This window comes from Bradyrhizobium sp. BEA-2-5 (genome assembly GCF_032918025.1).
GTDB classification, from domain to species: Bacteria; Pseudomonadota; Alphaproteobacteria; order Rhizobiales; family Xanthobacteraceae; genus Bradyrhizobium; species Bradyrhizobium pachyrhizi.
Genome location: NZ_CP136629.1, coordinates 5,655,000 through 5,677,698, shown reverse-complemented (window position 1 = coordinate 5,677,698; position 22,699 = coordinate 5,655,000). Strand labels below are relative to the sequence as shown.

The following is a 22,699-nucleotide window of genomic DNA, read 5'->3' as shown; positions in this document are numbered from 1 at the left end:
ATCCTATTTCTTGAGCAGCGGACACTTCGACTCGGAGACCGGACGAAAGGCGTCCTCGCCCTTCACGGTCTTGACGATATCCAGATAGTCCCACGGCTCCTTCGATTGCTCGGGCGTCTTCACCTTGGCGAGATACATGTCGCGGATGACGCGGCCGTCCTCGCGCAATTTGCCGCCGTGAACGAAGATATCCTCGATCGGCAGCTCGCGCATCCTGGCCATCACCTTGGCGGAATCGTCGGTGCCGGCGGCCTTGATGGCCTTGAGATAATGCAGCACCGACCCGTAAACGCCGGTCTGGATCATGGTCGGCATCACCTTGGTGCGCTCGTAGAACTTCTTCGACCAGGCGCGCGTGGCCTCGTCCATGTTCCAGTAGGAAGCCGTGGTCATGTAGGTGCCCTGCGCGGCCTTCAGGCCGATCGCGTGCACATCGGTGTCGAACATCAGGAGGCCGACCAGCTTCTGGCCGCCCTGGACCAGGCCGAACTCGCCGGACTGCTTGATGGCGTTGTCGGTGTCCTGGCCGGCATTGGCGAAGGCGACCACGTCGGATTTCGAGCTCTGCGCCTGGAGCGCGAAGGAGGAGAAGTCGGCGGTGTTGGTCGGATGCTTCACGCCGCCGAGCACCTTGCCGCCCATCTCGTTGATGAAGCGGGTGGCGTCCTTCTCGAGCTGCTGGCCGAAAGCGTAGTCGGCGGTGATGAAGTACCAGGACTTGCCGCCTTCCTTGATGACGGCCGAGGCCGTCACCTTCGACAGCGCGTAGGTGTCATAAGTGAAGTGCACGGTGTTCGGGCTGCACAGCTCGTCCGTCAGCGAGCTCGCGCCGGGACCGGACAGCAGCGCGATCTTGCCCCGCTCGCGCACCATGTTGTGCACGGCGATCGCGATGCCGGAATTGGGGATGTCGACGACGGCGTCGACCTTGCCGTTGTCGAACCAGCCGCGCACGATCTGCACGCCGACGTCGGTCTTCATCTGATGGTCGGCGCCGATGACCTCGATCGGCTTGCCGAGCACGGTCGGCCCGAACTCCTCCACCGCCATCTTCGCGGCTTCCACCGAGCCCGGCCCGCTATTGTCCCGGCCCCAGCTGGACAGATCCGTCAGCACGCCGATCCGCACCACGTCGTCGGAAACCTGGGCGTGAGCGGCCGTGGTCATCGCCGCGACAATGGCTGCCGCCAGAAACTGTCTCATCATTCCTCCCTTTGGGCGTCCGCGCTCTTCGGCGGGTCACTCAGGATTAGGAATTGTATAATCAGTTTGTCAATGGCGAATTAGATGTGTGAATAGTGTCACAAAGTTGGCGCCCGTGCGGCGCGATGCTTCACATTTGGTGAGCGAACGCTTACATGGCTCGTCCGGGACGGCACCGCGGCAACGATTCCGGCTCATTTGCCAGACCGCGCCGCAGTGCCAAGTCACTATGAAACAGGGGAATTTTCGCGGACGCCGACGCGTTTCGCCGCCCGGACTGGGCCACCCGTGAAGGGCAAGGCTCCTCCGGGGCGGGGCATGAAGAGCGTCGGCGGACAGCGATCATAGACGGATCATGTTGAGACAGCTCTTCGCGCCGCAGCTCGTTATTCTCTACGTGCTGGTGGCCTCTACGCTCTACGTTCACTTCCGCGGCAAGCAGCGGCTGCGCTTCGCGCGCCAGCTCGGCGATCACTCGACCTATCTCGCGCCCTACAACGTGCTGATGTACGCCGGCTCGGCCGTGCCAAACAAGCCGGTGATCTCGGTCGATCAGTTTCCCGAGCTGAAGAAGCTCTCCGAGAATTGGGAGACCATCCGCGACGAGGCGGTGCGCCTGTTCGACGAAGGTTTCATTCGCGCCGCCGCGAAGAACAACGATTGGGGCTTCTACTCGTTCTTCAAGAGCGGCTGGAAGCGGTTTTACCTGAAATGGTACGACGACTTCCTGCCCTCGGCACGCACGCTGTGCCCGAAGACGGTAGAGCTCCTGAACGCGATCCCGAGCGTGCACGGCGCGATGTTCGCAATGCTGCCCCCGGGCGGCAGGCTCGGTGCCCACCGCGATCCCTTCGCGGGCTCGCTGCGCTACCATCTCGGCTTGGTCACCCCGAACTCGAACAAGTGTCGGATTATCGTCGACGGCGTCGAATGCGTCTGGCGCGATGGCGAGGCCTTCATGTTCGACGAGACCTTCATCCACAGCGCCGAGAATGCGACCGACGTCAACCGCATCATCCTGTTCTGCGACGTCGAGCGTCCGATGAAGTACGGCTTCATGACCGCGATCAACCGCTGGGTCAGCCATCACATCGTCAAGGCGTCGGCGACCCAGAACGTCGACGGCGAGAATGTCGGCGTGCTCAACAAGATGTTCGGCAAGCTCTACGAGATCCATCTCGCCAGCCGCAAGGTCAAGGAGTGGAACCGCAACGTCTACTACACGCTGAAATACTCGCTGACGGCGCTGATCCTCGGCCTCATCGTGTGGTCCGCGCTGCACTGATCGCAGCGGCGTTGCCGCGTTGAAAGCAAAAGCCCCGGAGCATGCTCCGGGGCTTTTTGTCTGGGACGAGAGCTGTGAGGCGCAACAGCGTCAGTCGCGCTCGAAAACCTTGGCGCCGGGGTAGATTCGCCTGGCGTAGGCGACGACCCACTCCCGGTCCTGGGTCTCCAGGAACGGAGTTCGGATCTTGCACGACCCGACGATAAGGTGCCACAGGCCGTTCAGCTTCTGAATGTTGACGATCATCTGAGTGGTCCTCGAAACCCGCGTTCCAGTCGACACCTGCTACGCGTGACAGTCTTGTGATTGACGGCTCGGAGCAGTGATCCTGATCACGTTGGAGTAGACGCGAATGTAAAAATCTCTCGCCATCGCTCAACTGTACGGGCGTAAGCACGGGCCATCACAAGGAATCAGGCGGGCTATACCAAGGTATGTTGGCGTCGGTCCGCAGGTGCAGCCGCAGCGTCGGGGCCGTTCAACTTTGCGCGGCGGCGCGCCTTCGCGCTCCGATCCGTTACATGGGCGTGATAACGTCCCTTCTGGCGTTTCGCATTGAGGGGATCTTGCCATGTCGGAGTCATCAGGAGCTTTTGCGACCACTGCGCTGAGCGGCTACGAGCTGCTGGCCGATCCGCAGCTGAACAAGGGCACGGCGTTCTCCGAGGCCGAGCGCGAGGCGTTCGACCTGCACGGCCTGTTGCCGCCCAATATCCTGACGCTGGACGAGCAGGTCTCGCGCCGCCTCGAGGCGCTGCGCGGCTTTGAGACCGACATCGAGCGCTATGCCTTTCTGCGCGAGCTGCAGGACACCAACGAGACGCTGTTCTACGCGCTCCTGGTCGGCAACCTGGAAGAGCTGTTGCCGATCGTCTACACGCCGACCGTCGGCGAGGGCTGCCAAAAATTCAGTCGGCTGTTCCGCAAGCCGCGCGGGCTATTCCTCAGCATCCCGCATCAGCACCGGATCGACCGCATTTTCGCCCATCCGCGCTTCGATCACGTCGAGGCTGATCGTCGTCACCGACGGCGAGCGCATCCTCGGCCTCGGCGATCTCGGTGCCAACGGCATGGGCATTCCGGTCGGCAAGCTCTCGCTCTATTCCGGCTGCGGTGGCCTGCATCCGGCAACGACGCTACCGATCATGCTCGACGTCGGCACCGACAATCCCGATTGCCTGGCCGATCCGCTCTATGTTGGCTGGCGCAACGAGCGCGTCCGCGGCCAGGCCTATGACGACTTCATTGAGGCGTTCGTCGCGGCGGTGGTGAAGCGCTGGCCGCGCGTCCTGCTGCAGTGGGAGGATTTCGCCAAGAACAATGCGACGCGCATGCTCGAGCGCTATCGCGACCGGCTCCTGACCTTCAATGACGACATTCAGGGCACCGCGGCGGTGGCGACCGGCGCCTTGCTTTCCGCGATCAACGTCACCGGCGTGCCGCTCACCGAGCAGCGCGTCGCCGTGCTCGGCGCAGGCTCGGCCGGCTGCGGCATCGCCAGCCTGATCCGCGCCGCGATGGTCGATGCCGGCCTGTCGGAGAGCGAGGCGGCGAAGCGCTTCTTCATGGTCGACCGCGACGGGCTGCTGCTCGAGGGTATGAGCGGGCTCGCCCCGTTCCAGCTTCCGTTCGTGCAGGACAGGCAGGCGATCGCAGGCTGGCAGCTCAGCCATCCCGACAAGATCGCGCTGCTCGACGTCGTGCGCAATGCCAGGCCGACCGTGCTGATCGGCGTTTCCGGCCAGGCCGGCGCGTTCTCCGAGCCGATCGTCCGCGCGATGGCCGAATGCAACAAGCGGCCGGTAATCTTTCCGCTGTCCAACCCGACCTCGCGCGAGGAGGCGACGCCGGTCGATATCGAGGCGTGGACCGAGGGGCGGGCGCTGATCGGCGTCGGCAGCCCGTTCCCGCCGATCATGCGCAACGGCGCGCGCTTCAAGGTCGACCAGACCAACAACTCGTACATCTTCCCGGGTGTCGGCGTCGGCGCGCTCGCGGTCGGTGCCAGCCGGGTCAGCGACGGCATGTTCATGGCGGCCGCCAAGGCGCTGGCCAGCGTCTCGCCGGCGCGCGACAACCCGAAGCACAATCTGCTGCCGCCGGTCAGCGCGTTGCGCGAGGTCTCGCAGACGGTGGCGCTTGCGGTCGCGCTGCAGGCGCACAAGGAGGGATTGGCGAGGGACGTTCCGATCGACCAGGTCGAGGCGCGGATTCACGCCAAGGTCTGGACGCCGCGCTACGTGCCGTACCGCCGCAGCGATCGGGCTTAGAGCTCGGCGCGTCGGCGGCGCGATCCTCCGGGCCGCGCGCGGCCCCGCATCGATTTTATGACCATCATGATCGGGTGAGGGTGGGCTCGACCTCGCTTGCGCCTTCTCAACGGGCTTGACCGAAGTAAGAATTTTCTTCAATCTTGGCATGCCAAATGCCAGTGGCGGTCCTTCGGGGATTTGGACGTCGCGGTGTCCGCAGCCCGCGATCGCACAACATCGACACAACGAGGAAACGGGGAGGGAAGTCGAATGGCCAATCTTGGCATGTCGCGCAGGGAGTTGCTGGTCGGGTCCATGCTCACGGCGGTCGCCGCGGCGGCGCCGCGACCGCTCTGGGCCCTCGACAACACGGGCGCGCTGGCGCGATCGAAGACCGGCATGGTGACGAGCCCGCACGAGCTCGCCACGCAGGCGGGACTCGAGGTGCTGCGCAAGGGCGGCAATGCGATCGAGGCGGTCATTGCCATCGGTGCCACGCTGTGCGTGACCTATCCGCATTTCAGCGGCCTCGGCGGCGACAGCTTCATGGTGATCAGTGACCGCAAGGGAAATGTCCGGACGCTGTCCGGCGCAGGTCAGGCCGCGCTCAACCTGCCGAACTACAGCGGCTCGGTCCCGATCCGGGGGCCGGGGTCGGCGCTGACCGCGGCCACGACCGTCGACGTCTGGGACCAGGCGTTCGATTTCAGCCGCAAGTCCTGGGCCGGAAAGCAGAGCTGGGCGTCGCTGTTCGAGCGCCCGATCGAATACGCCGGCAAGGGCTTCCCGGTCACGCCGTCGCAGCGCTTCTGGCAGGACATGGAAGCGAAGAACCTGAAGGACTGGCCCGACATCCAGCGCATCTTCATGCCCGCCGGCCGGATGCCTGAAATCGGCGAGCCGCTGGTCCAGGCCGAGCTCGCGAAATCGCTGGAGATGCTGGCGGCGAATGGCGGGCGCGATTTCTATGAAGGAAAGCTCGCCGCGCGCATTGCGGCCGGACTGAAGCAGATCGGCTCGCCGCTGACCGCCGACGATCTGGCGCGCTGCCGCGCTCGCGACGAGACGCCGTTGCGCGTCGGCTATCGCGGCGGCGAGCTGCTCGGGCTGCGCCCGCCGACGCAGGGTCTCACGACGCTCGAGATCATGGGCATCCTCGACCGCTTCGAGCTCGCAAAATATCCGGAAGGGAGCGTGGACTACTATCACCTCCTGGTCGAAGCGGTGAAGCAGGCCTTCATCGACCGCAGCCGCTACATCGGCGATCCGGAATTCGTCGACGTCCCGGTCAATCAGCTGCTCTCGGCGAGCTACCTCGACGCGCGCGCGAAGGCGATTAACGTGGCGAGGGCGATGCCATGGCCTCACGTGTTCCAGAAGGGCGACACGGTTTATCTCGCCGCGACCGACCGGGACGGCAATTGCGTCAGCATGCTGCAAACCGTCTACTACGATTGGGGAAGCGGCACGGTGGCCGGCGACACCGGCATCATCTGGCACAACCGCGGTGCGTCGTTCAACCTCGACCCGGCCAGCCCCAACTGCCTCAAGCCGGGCAAGCGGCCGTTCCACACGCTCAATCCGGGAATCTATCTCAAGGGCGGACGGCCGCATCTGCTGTACGGCACGCAGGGAGCCGACGGCCAGCCGCAGACGCTCGCGGCGGTGCTGACCAGGCTGATCGACTACAACATGGATCCGCTCACCGCGCTGGCGCGGCCGCGCTTCCTGCTCGGCAAAACGTTCTCCGATGCGCGCGACAGCCTGAAGCTGGAGAAGGATGCCGGTGAAGCGGTCTTCAAGGCGCTCGCCGAGCGCGGCCACGAGATAAGTCCGATACCAGCCCAGAGCCCGCTCGCGGGACATCCGGGTGCGATCCGGATCGACGCTGACGGAAGCATCACCGGGGCGCATGATCCGCGCAGCGACGGACGGGCGCTCGGGTTGTCATGAAACGAAGCGCGGCAGATTGACGGAGCCGCGCGGCGACTGCCGGGCGCATCCGGCAGCCATCTGCGAAGCATGGTCCCCCGGTGGGCGAGCGGTGGCGGACGACGCCCTCGACGCGTTGCGATCTGTCGCTCGCCATGGCCGACTGAAGGCCGACTAAAGTTCAAGCCTCGACGGTCCGTTCCGGTGGAACTTTCCGGGGCGCGTTATCGTTCGTACTCAAACGAACCACAGTCAATATCCGTCCGGGGGCCTGCGAGGGAGACACCCCCATGGCAACATTTGGCTCAACGCTTCGTCGACCCCCCGGCCTCGACGCCAACCAGCTCACACCATCCGAGCATCAGCTGCAGATGCGCCGTGCGGTGATCGCCTCCACCGTCGGGACCGCGATCGAGTGGTATGACTTCTTTCTCTACAGCACCGTCACCGGCCTGGTTTTCGCAAAACTGTTCTTTCCGCATTCCGATCCCTGGGTCGGCACGCTGGAAGCCTTCGCCATCTATGCGGTCGGCTTCGTCGCGCGGCCGATCGGGGCTGCGATCTTCGGGCACTATGGCGACCGAATCGGCCGCAAGTCGACGCTGATCGCGACGCTGCTGTTGATGGGCCTTGCCACCGCTGCGGTCGCATTGGTGCCGACCTATTCCAGCATCGGCATCTGGGGCGCGGTGATCCTGACCGTGCTGCGCTTCATCCAGGGCGTCGGCGTCGGCGGCGAATGGGGTGGCTCGGTGCTGATGTCGATGGAATGGGCTCGCAACGATCGCTCCCGCGGCCTGATCGCGTCATGGCCGCAATTCGGCGTGCCCTGCGGGCTGTTCCTCGCCAATCTCGCTGTGCTGGCCTTCAGCCAGATGTCGGGCGACCAGTTCCTTTCGTGGGGCTGGCGCGTTCCGTTCGCGCTCAGCATCGTCCTGGTCGGCGTCGGCCTCTACATCCGGCTCGGCATTCTGGAAACGCCTGTGTTCAGCAAGCTGCTGGCCGAGCGTCAGCTCGACCGCACGCCGATGCTGACGGTGATCCGGGACCATCCGAAGGAGATCCTGCTGTCCGCCTTCGCGCGGATGTCCGAGCAGGCGCCGTTCTACATCTTCACCGCCTTCGTGTTCTCCTACGGCACCGGCACGCTGCACGTCTCGCGCGATTTCCTGCTCACTGCGGTGCTCGCGGCCTCGGTGCTGTCGTTTGTCTCGATCCCGGTGTTCGGGCACCTGTCCGACCAGATCGGCCGCAAGAACATGTACATGATCGGCGCGTTGGTGACCGGCATCTTCGGCTTCATCTACTTCGCGATGCTCAATACCGGCTCGGCGTCGATCATCCTCCTCGCGATCATTCTCTCGCTCATTCCGCACGATATGCAGTACGGGCCGCAGGCTGCGCTGATCGCCGAAAGCTTTACCGGGCGCTTGCGCTACAGCGGCGCCTCGCTCGGCTATCAGCTCGCATCCGTCATCGCCGGCGGTCCGGCGCCGCTGATCGCGGCGTGGCTGTTCGGCACCTATCATTCGTGGGTCGCGATCGCGATCTACATCGCCATCTGCGCCGTCATCACGCTGGTCGCGACCGCGCTGATGACCGACTTCACCGGCAAGGACATCAATGCGGCCGGCGCGCACGAACGTCTGGCTTGAGGCAGCAATGGAGCAGCAGATGATGAAATGGCGAAAAGAATCGGCGCTCGATCTCTATAACCTCGTCGCCGCGATCTTCCTGCTTGCTGCGCCGTGGCTGTTCGTGCAGGCCAATCCGACCGCGGCGATCGATCTCAGGATCAGCGGCGCGGCGATCGCGATCATGTCGCTGGCGGCGATCGTCGCGTTCTCGATCTGGGAAGAATGGATCAACCTGGTCGTCGGGTGCTGGCTGATCGTCTCGCCCTGGCTGCTCGGCTTCGCGCATACCCGCGCGATGCATTTTGCCATCGCCGCAGGCGCGGTGGTGGCGTTCATGGCGCTGCTCGAGCTATGGCTCGAATACGAGAAGACGCATTTCGGCCCGGATACGCCGCAGGCTGCCGAAAGGCAGTAAGCTCCGCCGCCGGAGAGACCGAGGTGTGGCTCTTCGTCTTTGAGCATGGTCTTCTCGGAAAACCGCTTCGCGCTTTTCAGGATCATGCTCTAGCAGCCGCGGCAAATCCCCTTGATCTTGCGGTCGACGATCGCGTCCTCCTGATCGATGACCTGCTGCGATGTCGATGTCGTCGCCGGAATATCGGCGGCGCGCGGCTGGCGATGGCCGACCGGCGCCGACCACGGCCTGCTCGCGGTTTCGTTTGACGCGTAGGCGCGGGGCTGCTGGACCGCCGCCGCCTGTGCAAAGCAAGCGGTCGCCATTGCCGCGGACATAATCGCAGCCAAGCCCAGTCGTACGCCGGGTTGTCGAAGATCGATCATGAAAGTCTCCATGCCGTCATCGCCGCGTTTGCGCGCGGCCTTGATGACATGGAGTGCCTCGGTCGTTCCGGTATTCCTCGCTCCATCCGATGTGATCGGGCGCTCGCGGCGCGGTGATCGCGCGTGATGAAATAATTTCCGGGCACTCGCGGTCCTTGATCACAGGAGCCGAGCTAGGTCGGCTTCACCCACCGTACGGAGAAATCCCATGACCAGATTGACCCTCGCAGCGCTTGCGCTGATTGCGGCAGCCGCCTATTCGGCCCAGGTGTCCGCCGCCGGCAACAACGCTGCGGTGCGGCGCGCCAATGCTTCGATGACGACAACGACGGTCAGCAGCAAGACCACCGATTGCGTGCGCGCGCCGAAGGTTGGATCGTTCGCGACCGCTCCCTTCACCGAGCCGCCCTGCATGCCCGGCACGATGCGCTGACCGCGCACAGCAAAAAGCCCCGGACCTGAGGTCCGGGGCTTTGGGCCTTGCCTCGTCTCCCGAGGCGGTTATTCCGGCTTGCCGATCGTCACCGCGAGCTTGCCGACACCGTCGACGCCGCATTCGAGCTTGTCGCCGGGTTGGAGCTGCGACACGCCGGCGGGCGTGCCGGTCATGATGATGTCGCCGGCGGCGAGCTTCACCTGCTGCGAGAGTTGCCAGATGATTTCGGGCACGTTCCAGATCAGCTCGGTGAGGTCGCCCTTCTGCGCTTCCTTGCCGTTGACCGTCAGCCAGATCTTGCCCTTGGAAGGATGGCCGATTTTCGAGGCCGGCTGAATCGCGGAGCAGGGCGCGGAATAGTCGAACGACTTGCCGATCTCCCAGGGACGCTCCTTCTTGCGCGAGGCGATCTGGAGATCGCGGCGGGTGAGATCGATGCCGACGGCGTAGCCGTAAACGTGGTCCAGCGCCTTGTCGGCGGGGATGTTGAGGCCGCCGCTCTTCATCGCGACGATCAGTTCGACCTCGTGATGCAGGTCCTTGGTCAGCGGCGGATAGGGAATGGTGGCGCCATCGGGCACCAGCATGTCGGCGTGCTTGGCGAAGAAGAACGGCGGGGCGCGCTCGTCATTGCCCATTTCGCGGATGTGCTCGAGATAGTTGCGGCCGACGCACCAGATGCGGCGCACCGGATAACGGCCACTCTCGCCGACGACGGGAAGCGAAGCCTGGGGCGGAAGCGGGATGACGTAGGAGGCGGCGTTCATGAAGCGGTCCCGGAGGGTTGAAGGAGGGAGCGCGGGCGGTATTTACGCGCTTACGCCGCTCAGGGCTAGTGGCCGCGGCTGCATCCGGCGCAGAGGTGAGGCCAGTTTTCCGCCGAGCGCGACCGCCTTTGGTCGACAAAGGCGGTGCTGCCCATGAGGAAATGGCTTTCGATCGGCCTGGGGCTGATCGTTGTGGCCCTGATCGCCGCCGTTTGGTTTTTCACGGTCGTCCCGGAGCGGATCGACCGGGCGCAGAACAGGGTCCAGCACGTGGCGCTGGATATCACGCCCGCCGCAAGGGACTTGCAGGCGACGCTCGACGTGGCGGACATGCATGCGGACAGCCTGTTGTGGAAGCGCGACCTGATCGCGCGATCCGATCGCGGCCATATCGATCTGCCGCGCCTGATCGAGGGGCACTACGCGCTACAGGTGTTCTCGTCGGTCACCAAGTCGCCCAAGGGCCAGAACTATGATGCCAACGGTGCCGATACCGACACCATCACGAACCTCGCCATCATCGATCTGCAGCCGCCGCGGACGTGGTTCTCGTTGCTGCAGCGCTCGCTGTGGCATGCCGAGAAACTGCGGAGCTTCGCCGAACACTCCGCCGGGCGGCTGCGCCTGATCGCAACCCCGGCCGACCTCGACCGCCTGCTCGCCGACCGCAAGAGCGGTGCGACGGTGGTTGGCGGCATGCTGTCGATCGAGGGTTTGCAGGATATCGAGGGCAATATCGCCAATCTCGACGTGCTCTACGGCGCCGGATTCAGAATGGCCGGTCTCGCGCATTTCTTCGACAATGATGTCGCCGGCTCGATGCACGGCGTCGCAAGGGGCGGGCTGACGCCGCTCGGCCGGCAGGTGGTGCAGCGGATGGAGGCGATGGGCATGATCGTCGACCTCGCGCATGCGAGCCACGCGGCGGTCGCCGAGGTGCTGGCGATGGCGACGCGCCCGGTGGTGTCGAGCCACGGCGGCGTTCAGGCGACGTGCAAGGTCAACCGCAACCTCACCGACGACGAAGTCCGGGGTGTCGCGCGGACCGGCGGCGTGGTCGGCATCGGTTTCTGGCAAGGCGCGGTCTGCTCGCTCGATCCGAAGGACGTCGCGCGGGCGATCGCCCATGTGCGCGACCTGGTCGGGATCGACCATGTCGGCCTCGGCTCCGATTTCGACGGCTCGACCACGACGGGCTTCGATGCCAGCGAGATCGTCGCCGTGACCCAGGCGCTGATGTCGCGCGGGTTCTCGGAGGACGACATCCGCAAGGTCATGGGCGGCAATGTCCTGCGCGTGCTGCGCGCAGGCATTGCCCCGAGGGGATGACAGGCCCTAGCCGGTGGCGCTGATCGGCGCCAGCGCCAGCGGCGACGGGTCGTGGTGGTGCTGCAACCGGAAGAACGAGGCATAGCGCCCGCCGCGCCGGAGCAGCTCGTCATGCCGGCCCTGCTCGACGATCTCGCCGCCCTCGACCACCAGGATGGCGTCGGCGTGCATGATGGTGTGCAGGCGGTGGGCGATCACGATGGTGGTACGGTTTCGGCAGAGATGCTCGATCGCCTCCTGTACCTGCCGCTCAGATTCGGAATCGAGCGCGGCGGTGGCTTCGTCCAACAGGATGATCGGCGCGTTCTTGATCAGCGCGCGCGCCACCGCGATGCGCTGGCGCTGGCCGCCGGAGAGCTGCGTGCCGTGCTCGCCGACCGGCGTGTCGTAGCCGAGCGGGAAGCCCATGATGAAATCATGCGCGCAGGCGGCCTTGGCGGCGTCGACGATCTCGTCCTCGCTCGCGCCCGGCCGGCCGAAGGCGATGTTGCTGCGGATGGTGTCGCGGAACAGATAGACGTCCTGGCCGACATAGGCGGTCTGTGCCCGCAGCGATTTGCGCGACACTGACGAGATCGGCTGTCCGTCGATCAGGATGTCGCCCTCGCGCGTCTCGTAGAAGCGAAGCAGCAAGGCCAGCACGGTCGACTTGCCGCCGCCTGAGGGACCGACCAGCGCGGTGACCTTGCCGGGCTCGGCCGTGAAGCTCATGCGGTTGAGCACGGTCTCGCCGTCGCGATAGGAGAAGCTGACGTCGCGCAGCTCGATGCGGGCATCTGACAGCTTCAGCGACGGCTTGTCGTCGTCGGACTGCTCACTCGCCGGGCTGTCGACGACTTCGAGCAGCATGCGCGCGCCGACCAGCTGGCTGTTGAGGTCGATGTTGAGCCGCGCCAGCCGCTTGGCCGGCTCGGTCGCCATCAGGAACGCGGTCATGAAGGAGAAGAACGCGCCGGGCGTGGCGTTGAGCGCGACCACGGCATAGCCGCCGTACATCAGGCAGCCGGCGACCGCGAAGCCGCCGAGCATCTCCATCAGCGGGTTGGAGCGGTTGGCGACGCGGGCCATCTTGTTGGCGTTGCGCTCGACGACCGCGATGTTCTCGTCGATCCGCTTCTGCATGGTCTCTTCGAGCGTGAACGCCTTGACGGTGCGGATGCCTTGCAGCGATTCCTGCATCGTCTCCATGATGTCGGCGGTGCCGGTGAACTGGTTGAAGGCGAGGCCCTTGATCCGCTTGACCAGCTTGCGCAGCACCAGCATTGCCGGCGGCACCGCGACGAGGCCGATGAACGACATCAGCGGATCCTGCCATACCATCACGCCGATCATGGCGAGCAGCATCAGGAGGTCGCGCCCGATGGCGTTGACCAGCATGTTGAGCACGTCGGTGATGGATTTGGCGCCCGCCGTCAGCCGGGCCAGGAACTCGGACGAATGCCGCTCGGAGAAGAAGCCGACGCTCTCGCGCATCAGCTTGGCGAACAGCTGGCGCTGGTTGGTGGCAAGAATCGCGTTACTGATCTTGGTCAGGATCACCATGTGGCCGTAGGTCGCCACGCCCTTGATGAACAGCAACGCGACGGTGATGCCCGAGAACATCGCGATGCCCGGGATGTTCTTGTCGACATAGGCCTGGTTGATGACCTGGCCGAGCACATACGTGGCGCCGGCCGTCGAGCCGGCCGCAACGGCCATCAGCGCGAACGCCGTCAGATAGCGCCGCCAATAGGTAATCCCCTGTTCCGTGACCAGGCGGCGAATCAGGACCGCTGCCGCGTAGGGATCGTCGGTGATTTTCTTCGGAAACTGGGCCATCCGGTGTCCATTGACGGCGGGCAGCGCCGGCCGTCAGGGTTGCGGGACCTCCTTGCCCGCTTGGCGGGGCTTTTTCAAGCACAATAACTGCTTGATAACGGTTTGTTTTTTAGGCCGATTCCGCCTGTCGCGCGGAGCCGGCGCGCTCCCGGAACAGCTTGTCCTCCCAGGCCAGGGCGTGCGCTGCAATGGTCTCGAGATCGTCATATTGCGGCCGCCAGTCGAGCAGGCTGCGGATGCGGCTGGTGTCTGCGACCATGGTCATGATGTCGCCGGGCCGGCGCGGGGCGTAGGCGACCGCGAAATTGCGCATCGAGACCCGGCGCACCGCCTCGATGGTTTCGAGCACGGAATAGCCGCGGCCATAACCGCAATTCATCGTCACCGATTGCCCGCCGGCGCGCAGATAGGACAGCGCCGAGCGATGCGCCTCGACGAGGTCGCTGACGTGGATGAAGTCGCGGATGCAGCTGCCGTCCGGGGTCGGATAGTCGGTGCCGAACACGTCGATCTTGGCGCGCTGGCCGGTCGCGGCTTCCACCGCGATCTTGAGCAGATGCGTAGCGCCGACGGTGGCGAGCCCGATGCGCGCCTGCGGGTCGGCGCCGGCGACGTTGAAGTAACGCAACGTCACATATTGCATGCCGTAGGCGGCGGCGACGTCGTGCAGCATGATCTCGGTCATCAGCTTCGACGAGCCGTAGGGCGACAGCGGCCGCGTCGGCGCGTGCTCGGGCACCGGCACCTGGTCCGGATTGCCGTAGACGGCGGCGGTCGAGGAGAAGATGAAGCGACCGATGCCGCGCTTGACCGCGACGTTGAGCAGGTTGCGCGCGGTCGTGAAGTTGTTGCGGTAGTAGCCGAGCGGATCGCGCATCGAATCCGGCACGACGACCGAGCCCGCAAAATGGATGATGCTCTCGACGTCGTGCTGGGCGATCACGCCTTCGAGCAGGTTTTCATCGCCGGCATCGCCGATGAACAGCGGCACGCCTTCCGGCAGGTAAGCGGAGAAACCGGTGGAGAGATCGTCGATCACGACGACGTCCTCGCCGGCTTCCGCCAGCGCCAGGACCGTGTGACTTCCGATGTAGCCGGCGCCGCCGGTGACTAGCACAGTCATGAATAGAGCTCTCCCGATGTTCTTTAACCGGTGATGCTAGCGGGAGTGCGGTGAAGAGGGGGTATCGGCGCGGCTGAACTGGTCACTATGCTTAATGTTGCGTATAGGGACTGGCACGAAACGGAGACTTGAGTGCCGATCGAGAACACACCTGCCGGCGAGCTCGAGCTCATCGTGCCCAATCTGCACCGACGCTATTCGGGTGTCACCGCGACCAACCGCATGGTCGCGCCGAAGCTCGCAAAGATGTTTCGCGCAGCCTGGCTCGGCTCGCATCGGCCCGACGGCATCGACGCGATGGGGTTTGCCGATCTCCTGCGGCTGTGGCGGCGCGCATCGCCGCTGATCTGGCATGCGCGCCGCAACAACGAGATGATGGCAGGCGTCGCGTTGCGCGCGCTCGGCTGGCCGCTGAAACTCGTGTTCACCTCGGCGGCGCAGCGGCATCACAGCTGGATCACGCGCTGGCTGATCCGCAACATGGATGCGATCATTGCCACCAGTCCGCTGTCGGCCTCCTATCTGAAGCGTGACGCGACCGTGGTGATGCACGGCGTCGACACCGATCGTTATGCGCCGCCGGCCGATCGCGCGGCAGCCTTTGCCGAGAGCGGATTGCCGGGACGTGATGCGATCGGCTGCTTCGGCCGCGTGCGGGCGCAGAAGGGCACCGACCTGTTCGTCGATGCGATGTGCCGCCTCTTGCCGCGCTATCCCGATTTCACCGCCGTCATCGTCGGCGCCGTGGTGCCGGAGCAGCTGGCCTTTGCCAACGAGCTGAAGCGAAAGATCGAGGCCGCCGGCCTGCAATCGCGCATCGTCATCACAGGCGAGCTGCCGATCGAGGCGGTGCAGCGCTGGTATCAGCGGCTGACGATCTACGCCTTCACCTCGCGCAACGAAGGCTTTGGCCTGACGCTGATCGAGGCGATGGCGGCGGGCAGCGCGCTCGTCGCGTCACGCGCCGGCGCGGCCGAGCTCGTGGTGGAGGATGGTGCCACCGGCGTGCTGACGCCGCCCGGCGACGCCGACGCGCTGGCGGCCGCGCTGGAGCCCTTGATGCGCGATCCGGCATCGGCCGCGGCGATGGGCGCGCGGGCGCGGCAACGAGTTGTGGATAAGTTCAGCCTCGATGCCGAGGCAAACGCGATCGCGGCGGTCTACCGCGCGCTGACCTGAGCCAGCACGCGCTGCGCAATCTCCACGACCTCTTCGGCGGCGATATCGCGCATGCAGCGATGGTCGTTCATGGTGCAGACCGTGCGCTGGCACGGCTGGCACGACAACTTGCTCCTGGTCTGCAGCACGGTCGCGGCGAGGCTGTTGAGGGGGGCCCAGAGGTAGGGGCTGGTGGGGCCGAAGATGCCCATGGTCGGCGTGTCCAGGGCGGCGGCGACGTGCATCAGGCCGGAATCGTTGGAGATGGCCACGCCGGCGGCGGCCATGGCGAGGACGCCGTTGCGCAGATCGGTGCCGGTAAGGTCCCGGACCCCGGGGCCGCCGGCTGCCGTGATCTCCTGCGCCAGCGCCTTCTCGCCGGGGCCGCCGACCACCCAGACGTCGAAGCCGCGTTCGGCGAACAGGCGCGCGGCCTCCGGATAATAGGTCCAGCGTTTCGAGGCGCCGACCGAGCCGGGTCCGAGCGCGATGGCGGGACCGCGGCCGAGGCCGTTGGCCTGCCGCCAGCGTTCGATTTCGTCCGCGGGAACCCGAAGCTGCGGCACCGGCCATTCCGGCGGGCGGGCGGTGCCGTCGGGCAGCGCCAGGATCGCATTCTTGTCGATGAAGCGGGGCAGTCTCTTCTCGCCCCAGCGCCAGCGGTTGATCAGGCCGAACCGAAACTCGCCGACGAAGCCGACCCGTTCGGGAATACCGGCCAGCGCCGGCGCGATCGCCGCCTTCCAGGTCCGGGGCAGCACCAGGGCGGTGGCGTAGTTCCGTCGGCGAAGCTCGGCCGCGAGGGCCTGCTGCTGGGCCAGCGCCAGCCGGCTGCGCGGCAGGTCGGACACGATCCCGGCGCGAACATCGGGCATATAATCGACCAAAGGGGCGCAAAGCCTGGATGTCAGAAGGTCGATCGGCCGGTTCGGCCAGCGCTTGCGGAGCACCCTGACCACGGTGTGGCCGCGCACGAAATCGCCGATCCAAACATAGGGTACCACGAGGATAGGTCTGGTATCCTCGGCATCCTGTGTTTCGATGTCAGATATTGAATCAATATTCATTTCTAACTAGGCCAAGGCCGATCGGGCGCGGCCAAGTCGGTAACCGGTTCGCGATGAGAGGTAAAGCCGTCGTTGCCTGCGGCGCGGGAGTGGGGCAAAGCTGACGGCTGCAAAGGAATCTGGCGGGATTTCATCATGTTGCTGGTGACCGGCGGGGCCGGTTTTATCGGATCGAATGTCGTGGCCGCGCTGAACGAGGCCGGCCGCAGCGACGTCGTGGTCTGCGACCTGCTCGGCAGCGAGGGCAAGTGGCGCAACCTCGCCAAGCGGCAGCTTGTGGATATCGTTCCCCCGGCCGAGCTTGGCGACTGGCTGAAGGGGCGGCGGCTTACCGCCGTGATCCATCTCGGCGCCATTTCCGAGACCACGGCAACCGACGGCGACCTGGTGATCGAGACCAATTTCCGTCTCTCGATGCGGCTGCTCGACTGGTGCACGGTAAATGCCACGCCGTTCATCTATGCCTCCTCGGCCGCGACCTACGGCGACGGCGAACAGGGGTTCGACGACGACGCATCGGTCGAGGCGCTGAAGCGGTTGCGGCCGATGAATCTCTACGGCTGGAGCAAGCACATGTTCGATCTCGCGGTCGCCGGGCGCGTGGCGAACGGCGATCCGCTGCCGCCGCAATGGGCCGGGCTGAAATTCTTCAACGTGTTCGGCCCCAACGAATACCACAAGGGCTCGATGATGAGCGTGCTGGCGCGGCGCTTCGACGACGTCAAGGCGGGCCGCGTCGTGCAGCTGTTCAAGTCGCATCGCGAGGGCATCGAAGACGGCGACCAGCGCCGCGATTTCATCTATGTCGACGACGTCGTGCGGGTCGTCATGTGGCTGCTGGCGACGCCGTCGGTGTCCGGCCTGTTCAACGTCGGCACCGGCAAGGCGCGCAGCTTCAAGGATCTGATCGTCTCGGCCTATGGCGCGCTCGGGCTGGAGCTGAACATCCAGTATGTCGACATGCCCGAGCAGATTCGCGGCAGTTACCAGTACTTCACCCAGAGCGTCGTCGATCGTCTCGGACGCGCCGGATACAATGGCGGTTTCACTCGCCTGGAAGACGCAGTCGGGGCCTATGTGAAGGGCTTTCTCGATCGCGCGGATCGCTATCGCTAGAGCGGATGACGGTGACTGATGTTCGATTTTGAAGCGATCTCGCGTGCCATGTCCGGCCAGACCGTGCTGTGCATCGGCGACATCATGCTGGACGAGTTCGTCTATGGCGAGGTGTCGCGGATCTCGCCGGAAGCGCCGACGCCGGTCATCACCGCCCAGCGCAGCGAGATTCACATCGGCGGCGCCGGCAACGTCGCGCGCAACGTCGCGTCGCTCGGCGCGCGTTGCATCTTCGTCGGCCTCGTCGGCGAGGACGATGCCGGCGCGGTGCTGGCCGAAGCGCTGGCGAAGGAGCCCGCTATCGAGACCGTGCTGCTGCGCGACGCCGCGCGTCCGACCACGCGCAAGGTGCGCTTCGTCTCCGAGCAATTCTCGACCCACATGCTGCGCTCCGACTGGGAGCTCGCCGCGCCGGCCGCACCGGCCATCGAGCAGCAACTGATCGACGCGATCCTGCCGCAGATCGCGCGCGCCGACATCGTGCTGCTGTCCGACTATGCCAAGGGCGTGCTGACCGCGCGCGTGATCCGCAACGTGATCGACGCGGCGCGCCAGGCGAAAAAGCGCGTCATCGTCGACCCCAAGAGCGCCAATCTCGCGATCTATCGCGGCGCGACCGTGCTGACGCCGAACCGAAAGGAATTCGCCGAGGCGACCCGCAGCCGCGCCGACAGCCAGGACAGCATTGCGCAGGCCGCGCCCGATGCGATGTACCTCGCGGATTGCGAGGCGATGCTGGTGACGCAGGGCGAGCGCGGCATGACGCTGGTGACGCGGGGCGGCGAGTTGATCCATGTGCCGGCGCTGCCGGTCAAGGTGCGCGACGTCTCCGGCGCCGGCGATACCGTTGCCGCGGCGCTGGCGCTGGCGCTGGCGGGCGGCGCCGACTGGGAAGGTGCGCTGCGGATCGCGAGCGCGGCGGCGGCGGTAGCAGTCGGCAAGACCGGTACCGCGATCGTCAAGTCCGCCGAATTGCGCCGAAGGATCCTGCCGCACGCTTCGCTGGCGGCCGAGGAGAAGATCGTCCCGGCCGGCGGCGACATCGATGCATGCCTCGAGGAGTGGCGCAGGCAGGATCAGCGCGTCGGCTTCACCAATGGCTGTTTCGACATCCTTCATCCCGGTCACGTCAAGGTGCTGACCGCGGCGCGCGCCGCCTGTGATCGCCTGATCGTGGGGCTCAACAGCGACGCCTCGGTGCGGCGGCTGAAGGGCGCCGATCGTCCGGTGCAGGACGAGCGCGCGCGTGCCGAGGTGCTCGCGGCGTTGGAAGCCGTCGACCTCGTCGCGATCTTCGAGGAGGACACGCCGATCAATCTGATCACGCAGGTGCGGCCGAGCGTGCTGGTCAAGGGCGGCGACTATACCCGCGAGCAGGTGGTCGGCCACGAGATCGTCGAAGCCGCCGGCGGCGAGGTGGTGCTGGTCGAGATCCTGCCCGGCCACAGCACGACGTCGCTCGTTGCGCGGGCCCGTGAGGGCAAGGCGTGAGCGCCAGCATGGCATCCCCGGCAGCCGCCGCGGCGTGTCCGGCCTGGCGCGATCCGGCGCGCTGGCAGACCGCGACCGATGTAGTCGCGGTCCTGATTGCGCTGTCGCTGCCGTGGTCGACCTCGCTGGTCGGCATCTTCGGCGTGGTGCTGCTGATCGCGATTGCGCCGACGGTCGATCTGAAGGCGTTCTGGGCGCTGCTGAAGCGGCCGATCTGCCTGGCGCCGGTCGCGTTGTTTTGCCTCGCGCTTGTCGGCACGCTCTGGTCGGACGCGGCCTGGGGCTTGCGATTCTACGCGGTCGGGCCGACCGTCAAGCTGCTCGTGCTGCCGGTCCTGCTGTATCATTTCGAGCGCTCGCCGCGCGGACACTGGGTCTTCATCGCCTTCCTGGTGTCCTGCGCCCTGTTGTCGGTGATGTCCTGGCTGGTGCTTGCCTATCCGCACCTCGCGCTGAGGGCGCCCGCTCCGGGCGAGCAGGGAATCTTCGTCAAGAACTACATCGACCAGAGCCAGGAATTCACGCTCTGCGCGGTCGCGCTCGCCTATCCGATCGTGATGCTGCTGCGGGCCAAACGCATCCTGCCGGCCATGTTGCTGATTGCGATTGCGCTCAGCCTGTTCGCCAACATGGCGATGGTGGTGGTGTCGCGGACTGCATTGGTGACGGTTCCGATTATGTTCGCGGTGTTTGCGCTGCTCCATCTGCGCTGGCGCAGCATCGTCCTGATCCTTTGCGCGGCCGCCGCGTTAGCCGTCGTGGCGTGGTATGGCTCGCCGCAATTGCGCTCGACGGCGGAGTCGTTCGAGCGCGACTACAAGCTCTACATGCAGCGCAACGAGCCGACCTCGCTGGGCCTGCGGCTCGAATTCTGGCGAAAGTCGCTCGACTTCTTCGCGGAGGCGCCGGTCATCGGCCATGGCACCGGCGCGACGCGGGGCCTGTTCGAGCGCGTCGCGAAGGGCGGTGCGACCCAGGCTTCCGGCGAAGTGATCGGAAACCCCCACAATCAAACGTTGAACGTCGCCGTGCAGTGGGGCATTGTGGGTGTAGCGATACTGTACGCAATGTGGCTCCTGCACCTTTTGCTGTTCCGCGGCGACGGTCTCGTCAACTGGATCGGGCTTCTCGTCGTGGTACAGAATATTTCTAGTTCGTTGTTTAATTCACACATCTTCGACTTTCACGAGGGCTGGATGTATGTGCTGGGCGTCGGAGTTGCGGGCGGCATGGCGTTGAAGGGGCAATTGCGGGCCGATATGGAACCCGAACCTCCTGCTCGTCCATGATCGCTGGCAAGGGCTCTGCAGATACGCTATCAGCCTGCCAATGTCCCATCGCGAACTCCCAGTTGCCGGCAACCCGTCCGTTAGATGACGCGCCTTTCACAACTCACCCTGCGCAATTTCCTGATTTTGGTGCATGACGCGCTCGCGACGACGTTCGCGTTGCTGGCGAGCTTCTATCTGCGTTTCGAGGGCAGCCTTCTCACCGATCGACTCCCGCATCTGCTGCTCATTCTGCCCTGGTTCGTGCTGTTCAGCGTTTTCGTCAGCTATTTCTCCAATCTGACCACGGCGAAATGGCGCTTCACCTCGCTGCCGGACGCGCTGAACATCCTGCGGGTCGCAGCCGTGCTGACGCTGGCACTGGTCGTGCTGGACTACGTCTACTTCTTCACCGGAACGAATTCGCAAAGCCCGGTGTTCCTCGGCCGGGTCACGATCATCCTGTTCTTCTTCCTCGAGGTGTTCGCGCTGAGCGCGTTGCGCCTCGGCTACCGCTATTTCCGTTATTCACGCACGCGACTGCATGCCCGATCCGACAACGCCGCGCCGGCGCTGCTGGTCGGACGTACGGCCGATGCCGAAGTCGTGCTGCGTGGCATCGAGAATGGCGCCATCAAGCGGCTCTGGCCGGTCGGCGTGCTCTCGCCGTCGGACGCGGACCGCGGCCAGATGATCCGCAACATTCCCGTGGTCGGCGGCGTCGACGACATCGAGGCCGTGATTTGGGATTTCGAGACCCGCCAGCGGCCGATCAAGCGCGTGGTCATGACACCGTCGGCCTTCGAACCCGAAGCGCATCCGGAGAGCGTGCTGATGCGCGCCCGGCGGCTCGGCGTGATGGTCAGTCGCATGCCCTCGCTGGAGAGCGGCGACACGCCGCGGCTCACCGCGGTCGCGGTCGAGGACCTCCTGCTGCGGCCGAGCGAGACGATCGACTATGGGCGCCTGGAAGCGCTGATCAGGGGCAAGGCCGTCATCGTCACCGGCGGCGGCGGCTCGATTGGTGCAGAAATCTGCGAGCGCGTCGTCGCCTTCGGCGCCGCGCGGCTCCTGATCGCGGAAAACTCCGAGCCGGCGCTCTACGCGATCACGGAGGCGCTGTCCGCGCGCGACTCCGGGCCCGAGATCGAAGGGCGGATCGCCGACATTCGCGACCGCGAGCGCATCATGCGCCTGATGGCGGAGTTCAGGCCGGACATCGTGTTCCACGCCGCGGCGCTCAAGCACGTTCCGATCCTCGAACGCGACTGGAGCGAAGGCGTCAAGACCAACATCTTCGGCTCGATCAACGTTGCGGATGCCGCCGTGGCGGCCGGCGCCGGGGCGATGGTGATGATCTCGACCGACAAGGCGATCGAGCCGGTGTCGATGCTCGGCCTGACCAAGCGCTTTGCGGAGATGTACTGCCAGGCGCTCGATCATGACCTGATGACCGAGGCAAAGGCCAAGCCGCCGATGCGGCTGATCTCGGTCCGGTTCGGCAACGTGCTGGCCTCGAACGGCTCGGTGGTTCCGAAGTTCAAGGCGCAGATCGAGGCCGGCGGCCCGGTGACGGTGACGCATCCCGACATGGTCCGCTACTTCATGACCATCCGCGAGGCCTGCGATCTCGTCATTACCGCGGCCACGCACGCGCTCGGAACGCAGCGCCCTGACGTCTCGGTCTACGTGCTCAACATGGGCCAGCCGGTAAAGATCGTCGATCTCGCCGAGCGCATGATCCGCCTTTCCGGACTGCAGCCGGGCTACGACATCGAGATCGTGTTCACCGGCATGCGGCCGGGCGAGCGGCTGCACGAGATCCTGTTCGCAAGCCAGGAGCCGACGCTCGAAATCGGCGTCGCCGGCGTCATGGCGGCCAAGCCGAACCAGCCTCCGATGTCGACGCTGCGCAAGTGGCTCGCGGCGCTGGAGGATGCGATCGAGAGAGATGACCGTGTGACCATCCGCGCCGTCCTTCAGGACGCCGTGCCCGAGTTCGGATCGAATGCCGCCTGACCGCGCCGTTCTGCGGAC

The 22,699-nt window shown here is 65.4% G+C and carries 19 protein-coding genes and 1 pseudogene; 13 read left to right on the top strand and 7 right to left on the bottom strand.

What is annotated here, in order from left to right; all coding sequences use genetic code 11:
* Positions 1-3: 3 nt before the first annotated feature.
* Positions 4-1,206 carry an ABC transporter substrate-binding protein gene (locus RX327_RS26850; RefSeq protein WP_410712086.1) on the bottom strand — a complete coding sequence of 401 codons (1,203 nt, stop codon included), beginning with the start codon at positions 1,204-1,206 and terminating at the stop codon, positions 4-6.
* Positions 1,207-1,558: 352 nt separating this feature from the next.
* Between RX327_RS26850 and RX327_RS26845 the strand changes: the two genes are divergently transcribed.
* The gene (locus RX327_RS26845) at positions 1,559-2,488 is read left to right on the top strand and encodes an aspartyl/asparaginyl beta-hydroxylase domain-containing protein (RefSeq protein WP_317247628.1); all 930 of its coding nucleotides are present in this window, start codon (positions 1,559-1,561) and stop codon (positions 2,486-2,488) included.
* A 90-nt stretch (positions 2,489-2,578) separates the two neighbouring features.
* Here RX327_RS26845 and RX327_RS26840 read toward each other — a convergent pair whose 3' ends face one another.
* Positions 2,579-2,734: a hypothetical protein gene (locus tag RX327_RS26840; RefSeq protein ID WP_016843659.1), complete on the bottom strand. Its 156-nt coding sequence runs from the start codon at positions 2,732-2,734 to the stop codon at positions 2,579-2,581.
* A 325-nt stretch (positions 2,735-3,059) separates the two neighbouring features.
* Here RX327_RS26840 and RX327_RS26835 point away from each other — a divergent pair.
* The 5 genes and pseudogenes from RX327_RS26835 to RX327_RS26815 form a co-directional block, all read left to right on the top strand.
* Positions 3,060-3,422 (top strand): annotated as a pseudogene (locus RX327_RS26835) (NAD-dependent malic enzyme); the annotation flags it as partial.
* A 64-nt stretch (positions 3,423-3,486) separates the two neighbouring features.
* Positions 3,487-4,758 carry an NAD-dependent malic enzyme gene (locus RX327_RS26830; protein ID WP_317251333.1) on the top strand — a complete coding sequence of 424 codons (1,272 nt, stop codon included), beginning with the start codon at positions 3,487-3,489 and terminating at the stop codon, positions 4,756-4,758.
* 252 nt (positions 4,759-5,010) lie between these two features.
* A complete protein-coding gene (gene ggt / locus RX327_RS26825) occupies positions 5,011-6,693 on the top strand; it encodes a gamma-glutamyltransferase (protein ID WP_050384618.1) in 1,683 nt (560 codons plus the stop codon).
* A 269-nt stretch (positions 6,694-6,962) separates the two neighbouring features.
* Positions 6,963-8,327 (top strand): MFS transporter, encoded by a 1,365-nt coding sequence (locus RX327_RS26820; RefSeq protein ID WP_050384619.1) that lies wholly within the window; start codon positions 6,963-6,965, stop codon positions 8,325-8,327.
* A 22-nt stretch (positions 8,328-8,349) separates the two neighbouring features.
* On the top strand, positions 8,350-8,724 hold the full coding sequence (locus tag RX327_RS26815; RefSeq protein ID WP_244482022.1) for an SPW repeat protein: 375 nt from the start codon (positions 8,350-8,352) through the stop codon (positions 8,722-8,724).
* Positions 8,725-8,813: 89 nt separating this feature from the next.
* Here the strand turns inward: RX327_RS26815 and RX327_RS26810 are convergent, their stop codons facing one another.
* Positions 8,814-9,089 carry a hypothetical protein gene (locus RX327_RS26810; RefSeq protein ID WP_244482024.1) on the bottom strand — a complete coding sequence of 92 codons (276 nt, stop codon included), beginning with the start codon at positions 9,087-9,089 and terminating at the stop codon, positions 8,814-8,816.
* 208 nt (positions 9,090-9,297) lie between these two features.
* On the opposite strand from RX327_RS26810, the gene RX327_RS26805 reads away from it, so the two are divergent.
* Positions 9,298-9,522, top strand: coding sequence for a hypothetical protein (locus RX327_RS26805; protein WP_028338306.1), 225 nt, complete (start codon positions 9,298-9,300; stop codon positions 9,520-9,522).
* Positions 9,523-9,590: 68 nt separating this feature from the next.
* Here the strand turns inward: RX327_RS26805 and RX327_RS26800 are convergent, their stop codons facing one another.
* Complete coding sequence (locus RX327_RS26800) at positions 9,591-10,292, bottom strand: fumarylacetoacetate hydrolase family protein (RefSeq protein ID WP_317247627.1); 702 nt, start codon at positions 10,290-10,292, stop codon at positions 9,591-9,593.
* 153 nt (positions 10,293-10,445) lie between these two features.
* Here RX327_RS26800 and RX327_RS26795 point away from each other — a divergent pair, with 153 nt between their 5' ends.
* The gene (locus tag RX327_RS26795) at positions 10,446-11,621 is read left to right on the top strand and encodes a dipeptidase (protein WP_050384623.1); all 1,176 of its coding nucleotides are present in this window, start codon (positions 10,446-10,448) and stop codon (positions 11,619-11,621) included.
* 6 nt (positions 11,622-11,627) lie between these two features.
* Here RX327_RS26795 and RX327_RS26790 read toward each other — a convergent pair whose 3' ends face one another.
* Together RX327_RS26790 and galE are read right to left on the bottom strand one after the other, a co-directional pair.
* Positions 11,628-13,439 (bottom strand): ABC transporter ATP-binding protein, encoded by a 1,812-nt coding sequence (locus tag RX327_RS26790; RefSeq protein ID WP_317247626.1) that lies wholly within the window; start codon positions 13,437-13,439, stop codon positions 11,628-11,630.
* Between the two features lie 109 nt (positions 13,440-13,548).
* A complete protein-coding gene (gene galE / locus RX327_RS26785; protein ID WP_317247625.1) occupies positions 13,549-14,562 on the bottom strand; it encodes a UDP-glucose 4-epimerase GalE in 1,014 nt (337 codons plus the stop codon).
* Between the two features lie 138 nt (positions 14,563-14,700).
* Here galE and RX327_RS26780 point away from each other — a divergent pair, with 138 nt between their 5' ends.
* On the top strand, positions 14,701-15,741 hold the full coding sequence (locus tag RX327_RS26780) for a glycosyltransferase family 4 protein (protein ID WP_317251332.1): 1,041 nt from the start codon (positions 14,701-14,703) through the stop codon (positions 15,739-15,741).
* On the opposite strand, the gene waaF is transcribed toward RX327_RS26780, so the two are convergent.
* Positions 15,723-16,787 (bottom strand): lipopolysaccharide heptosyltransferase II, encoded by a 1,065-nt coding sequence (gene waaF / locus RX327_RS26775; RefSeq protein WP_317247624.1) that lies wholly within the window; start codon positions 16,785-16,787, stop codon positions 15,723-15,725. The two genes, RX327_RS26780 and waaF, sit on opposite strands and share 19 nt — an antisense overlap.
* A gap of 135 nt (positions 16,788-16,922) precedes the next feature.
* Here waaF and rfaD point away from each other — a divergent pair, with 135 nt between their 5' ends.
* The 4 genes from rfaD to RX327_RS26755 all read left to right on the top strand — a co-directional run bounded on the left by rfaD (position 16,923) and on the right by RX327_RS26755 (position 22,681).
* A complete protein-coding gene (rfaD, locus tag RX327_RS26770) occupies positions 16,923-17,903 on the top strand; it encodes an ADP-glyceromanno-heptose 6-epimerase (RefSeq protein ID WP_317247623.1) in 981 nt (326 codons plus the stop codon).
* Between the two features lie 18 nt (positions 17,904-17,921).
* Positions 17,922-19,394, top strand: a complete 1,473-nt coding sequence (rfaE1, locus tag RX327_RS26765) for a D-glycero-beta-D-manno-heptose-7-phosphate kinase (RefSeq protein WP_317247622.1) — start codon at positions 17,922-17,924, stop codon at positions 19,392-19,394.
* Between the two features lie 8 nt (positions 19,395-19,402).
* Positions 19,403-20,683, top strand: coding sequence for an O-antigen ligase family protein (locus RX327_RS26760; protein WP_317247621.1), 1,281 nt, complete (start codon positions 19,403-19,405; stop codon positions 20,681-20,683).
* A gap of 84 nt (positions 20,684-20,767) precedes the next feature.
* Positions 20,768-22,681: a nucleoside-diphosphate sugar epimerase/dehydratase gene (locus RX327_RS26755; protein ID WP_317247620.1), complete on the top strand. Its 1,914-nt coding sequence runs from the start codon at positions 20,768-20,770 to the stop codon at positions 22,679-22,681.
* Positions 22,682-22,699: the final 18 nt, after the last annotated feature.